The sequence below is a fragment of the Caloranaerobacter longqiensis genome (assembly GCF_050286925.1).
Taxonomy (GTDB): domain Bacteria; phylum Bacillota; class Clostridia; order Tissierellales; family Thermohalobacteraceae; genus Caloranaerobacter.
Map to the genome: position 1 here is coordinate 1 of NZ_JBFWFX010000038.1, position 4,982 is coordinate 4,982.

At 26.4% G+C, this 4,982-nt stretch carries 6 protein-coding genes; 5 read left to right on the top strand and 1 reads right to left on the bottom strand.

All coding sequences use genetic code 11. From position 1 onward, the window contains the following. Positions 1-404: 404 nt before the first annotated feature. Positions 405-638 (bottom strand): SPFH domain-containing protein, encoded by a 234-nt coding sequence (locus AB4Y15_RS13640; protein ID WP_427340899.1) that lies wholly within the window; start codon positions 636-638, stop codon positions 405-407. 266 nt (positions 639-904) lie between these two features. Between AB4Y15_RS13640 and AB4Y15_RS13645 the strand changes: the two genes are divergently transcribed. The 5 genes from AB4Y15_RS13645 to AB4Y15_RS13665 form a co-directional block, all read left to right on the top strand. Beyond that, positions 905-1,105, top strand: coding sequence for a hypothetical protein (locus AB4Y15_RS13645; protein ID WP_427340894.1), 201 nt, complete (start codon positions 905-907; stop codon positions 1,103-1,105). Between the two features lie 396 nt (positions 1,106-1,501). Continuing rightward, positions 1,502-2,383, top strand: coding sequence for an ATP-binding cassette domain-containing protein (locus AB4Y15_RS13650; protein WP_427340895.1), 882 nt, complete (start codon positions 1,502-1,504; stop codon positions 2,381-2,383). A gap of 62 nt (positions 2,384-2,445) precedes the next feature. Next, entirely contained in the window at positions 2,446-3,570 is a 1,125-nt protein-coding gene (locus tag AB4Y15_RS13655) for a hypothetical protein (protein ID WP_427340896.1), read from the top strand. Positions 3,571-3,882: 312 nt separating this feature from the next. Continuing rightward, positions 3,883-4,236, top strand: coding sequence for a hypothetical protein (locus AB4Y15_RS13660; RefSeq protein ID WP_427340897.1), 354 nt, complete (start codon positions 3,883-3,885; stop codon positions 4,234-4,236). 411 nt (positions 4,237-4,647) lie between these two features. Next, a partial coding sequence (locus AB4Y15_RS13665) for a hypothetical protein (protein WP_427340898.1) occupies positions 4,648-4,982 on the top strand: 335 nt, incomplete at its 3' end.

Sequence of the window (4,982 nt, forward strand, 5' to 3'; positions counted from 1 at the left end):
AATACCACCCGAATCATTATCAATATTTGAAACTATAGTTTCTAATGATCCTAGAATTAAACAAGATTATAGCCTTATGGAGTTGTTGAAACTAATCAGAAAAGCAAAACAAGAGAATAAATATATGATTCATTTTGGTGTTTAATGCTAACTGGATTTATGTCAGTAATTAGACAAAAATTAATCTTATTACATTTATTACCTATTGCTAAACAGAAACAAAAAAATATTATAAATATGATATATTAATATGATAAAACGGTAAATAGATATTATAAAGTTCCGAATGATTTATATGAAAAAATTATAAAATACTTTTGAATATAACCCCTTTGTAAGTTATAAAGAGCAGGCCATTATAGCCTACTCTTTATTTTTTATATTTTTTTATCTCTCATCTGTTTTTACACTACTTCTTGAATATCTGCATGTGGAATTATATTTTTAACTTCAACACAGTTTACCTTTATACCCCAAGGGACTGCTTCATCTAATATGCTTCTCATCTTTGTCCTTAATGTTAATGTTTCATCAAGTTCTAGTTCCCCTATAACATTTCTTAAAGTAATTGCTGTAAAGTTCTCTATAGCTGCTATTGGATTATCTACACCGTAGGTATATAGCTTTGGAGCAGTAATTTGAAAATAGAAACATTTTTAATCCACCTCTTTTTTTGAAAAAAAATAAAAAATATTATGAATAAGAAAATACGAATTATGCCGGAAAATACTTACAATGAAAATGTTTGCAAAATTGGAATTAGAGAGTATAATGATTACTATAAACAAGCTTGTTTATGTAGTTGATAGATCTATCATAAAAAATATTTAAAAAAATATTTAAAAAAGAAGTATTACAAAGAGATAGATTGATTCTATATCAATAGCAAGCGAGGCGAAAGATTATGAAAAGAATAAGTCTTAATGTAGTTGACTATGAAATTAACAATATAAATACAAAATGGTGGAAACAGATTATATCTATATTTTTAAAATCCGGTTATCCTTTTGAAATCCGCTGCTGGAAAAATGAAAAAGAAGTAATAGAAACTGCTTTAAAATATGGAAAACTCAATGAAAATGAAAAAAGTGAAAACGAGATATAGTAATTTTTGTAGTGCTCATTACGGTGCTGAAATATATATATAATTTAACAGAGCATGATGTCGAAACTATCAAACAAATCATATCACCGATACAGGATTTTTTTAGTTTTGGTATAGATGATATGGATAAATGGCAAACATATACAAAAGACACAAAGGGACGGTTCTTATGTATTGTTGTCGCTCCCAGATTAGGACAAGCTTAACTAGAAGTAAATTTTATGCCAAGAAAAGCAAGTTATGTGTATTGGTATAACTGTAGATATAAAAGAAGTAGGCATTTATTTTAAATAAATATAAAAGTGAAATAGTAAAAAATACGGTAAAACATAACCGTCCCTTTATGCTGTGTTAAACATTAGACTTAGTTAATGAATAAAACTTTGAGGTGATAGAATGATAAAAATAAAAAATCTTACTTATAAATATAAGAATCATATTGCAATAGATGATTTAAGTTTAGAAATAAATAAGGGAATGATCGGACTTTTAGGTGAAAACGGAGCTGGTAAAACAACTCTCATGAAATTGATGGTTACTTTGCAAAGTATACAACAAGGCGAAATAATAATAAATGATATTGAAATTAAAAATAAAAATTATCACAAAATTAGAAAAATAGTTGGATTTATGCCCCAAGAATTTGGGTTTTATGGAAGTTTTACTGTTTATGAAATGCTAGAGTATATATGTTTACTAGAAAATATGAAAAAAAAGGATATTGATGGCAAAATAAAAGAATTGCTTGAAGAATTGAGCCTAACAAGGCAAATGTATAGAAAAACAAAAGAGCTCTCTGGAGGAATGAAGAGACGATTAGGATTGGCTTGTGCGATGATTAATGAACCGGAAATATTAATTGTGGATGAGCCTACAGTCGGCCTTGATCCAGAGGAAAGAATAAAAATGCGGAATCTTATTAAAAGATATTCTGTAGGAAGAACAGTAATCTTATCAACTCATATAGTCGAAGATATTAAGTCAATATGTGATGAAGTAATCGTTCTTTCAAAAGGCAAATTACTCTATTCAGGAAATATAAATGATTTGATTGAATCTTCTCCAGATGTTTATGAAGTAGAGTGTAAAGTAGAAGATATAGATAATTTTAGAGAGTACGGAACTATTACCGATATAAATCATAATCATGATAGTTGCACAATAAAAGTAGTTACTACAAATCCTAACTTTAAATACATAAAAAAAGTTGATAAAACTTTGGAGACAGCATATATGTACTTACTAAAAAGAGAGATGGTTAGTTCAAGTTATGAGTAGTTTAGAAATACTATTTTGTATAGATATATATGTGCAAATGATACTTAAAGAGGTGTTAAATCATGTTTAAATTCTTATTTAAAAAAAGCATTAGTTCAGTAATTTTAATTGTACTTATAGTAATAACTAGTATTTTTTTATTTGATGAATTCCGACCATATTTCCAATATTTCCCCATTACTAATAATGAAGAACTCATGAAAATGGCTAATACGGGTGGCTCATCTGACTTTGTTAAGGCATTATATACGTATGATGATGAAACAAAGCTAACAATAATCAGAGATTATTATAGCAAAATATTAGAAAATGATGATAGCCTAAGTTTAGGAGAAAGAAATATAATAGAAAATAAAATCTTAAAAAGTCAAACTATTGATGAATTTTATCAAGCATATACTGATTTATTTTATTATGCTATAGATATTGGTACAGATGCTAAACACGAAGCTTATTTTAATAAATTAGAACGCTTGTCAGGTGAAGATTATTCTGATGTAAATAAAAGGATAGAAAATTCATTAGAAAAACATCGTATATCTTATTATTTTGCAATGAGATATGCTGATAGATTAATGATAATATGGAGTTTAAGTTTATTTGTTTTTATCACTTTTAGGTTTTCTGTTCTAAATAATAAAAAAGTAAAGTATTTAATTTATCCAAAATCTTTTAAAAGTTATAGTTATATTTTAAACAATATAGCTGTGGAGTTTCTAATAGTACTTATCGTTACATCTGTTCAAATGTTCAGTTTTGCATTTTTATTTAATTGGCATTTAAAAGGAACTTATGTTACAAGTATATATGATTATGTACAAGTGTATTTATTATTTGTCGTACCAAGTCTTTTAATAATAATTGGATTTATAAACTTTTTATATTATTTATTTGATAGTCCTTTTGTTGCATTTCCAATTTATTATATTGTGGAATCTCTATCTTCAAAAATTTCACCTGAATTAGGTTATACCATTAATAAAACTAATTTGATTATTAGATACGATACTTTATTTGAACCGTTAACTGCAGTAGAGTATAATGATTTAATCATAAATAGAATTATCATGATTAGTATGTTTATTATATTATTGCCAGTTATGTTTTATATTCTAGATAAAAAGAGGGTAGGTATGTTCAATTTCAAACTATCAATAAGGGGAATTAAAAATGAACAGAAATGTTAAAGTGTTAAAATATTGTTTTAAGCAAATGATAGACGCTAAGATGTTTATAACATTGTTTACAGCATTTTTTTTGCATACTGCTTTTAATCAATGTAGTCTAACGTCATATATATATATTATTTTGAAGGATTAGTCCCTTTTGTTTTTTCAATCATTTTTTTAAATGTCCTAAGTGTTAGTTATGAAAACGGAATGTTACATTTTGAAAACAAATCAGAATTTTGTAAATTTAAGCTTTATCAATTTAGATATATCAGCTGTTTTGGAATTGCGTTTGTTTTTTCTGTCTTAACATTTATAGAATATGCTATTTTGTTTTTTGATAAGATAGATATATATGAAGCCGGGAATTGGGATGGAGTTCAATATTCTAATGTGGGCATTCTAAAAGTATTTGTAGCGTTTTTAATTTCTTTATTAGTATTAACTAAGGTATACTCTTTTGTTAATACATGGATTAAAAACAAATATATATCATTAGCTATACTATTCGCTTTTGTAACTTTAAATTCTGTATATAGAAATTTTCCTTTCAATTACTTAAGTTTGTATTTTTTTGGAGATGAATGGATTACTAATAAGCTTATCTGGATAGTTATATGTCTATTTTTAGATGTTTTAATATATTTTAAGTATAAAGTACGTGGATACATTACTAGCGAGTAGGCCTTTACGTTAAATAAAGTCAGCTTAAAAAGCTAGTCAGAATTATGTAAAGTTATTTTAGCTAGCTTTTTTTACGACACAGCATTGTAATTGTATTATATAACTTTCTGTCGTTTTATGTCGGAAAATACTTACAATGAAATTATTGACAAATTTAGAATGAGGGGTATAATGATACTATACATTAGCAAATAGAAATAATTAGTATGCCCTGATACTATTATTTCTATAGTTCTCTACAGGAGAGGAGAACTAATTTAGATATTTATGAATATAAAACATATTATCTGCACGTAGTATGTGTAAATAGTGTACCATCTGGCGATTTAGTAAGCTTTGGCGAAAAGTATTAATTCTAATTTCATAATATAGAGTTAATAAATACAATAAACTAAAAAAGGAGGTGGTAGATTGATTCCTACTCAATTTGGAATTATTGACAAGATAGATAAAAATAAGAGATACATTGAATATGAACCAGAAAAGTATAATTGTGTAACAATTGATGATGATATTTATATTGATGATTGGTGGGAAGAATTAACCAAAATGAAAACATATGTAGGTGGTGATTTGAATAAACCTAGTGTGGCTTTAGATCGACTTGGAGTTACATTAATACCACCCGAATCATTATCAATATTTGAAACTATAGTTTCTAATGATCCTAGAATTAAACAAGATTATAGCCTTATGGAGTTGTTGAAACTAATCAGAAAAGCAAAACAAGAGAATAAATATATGAT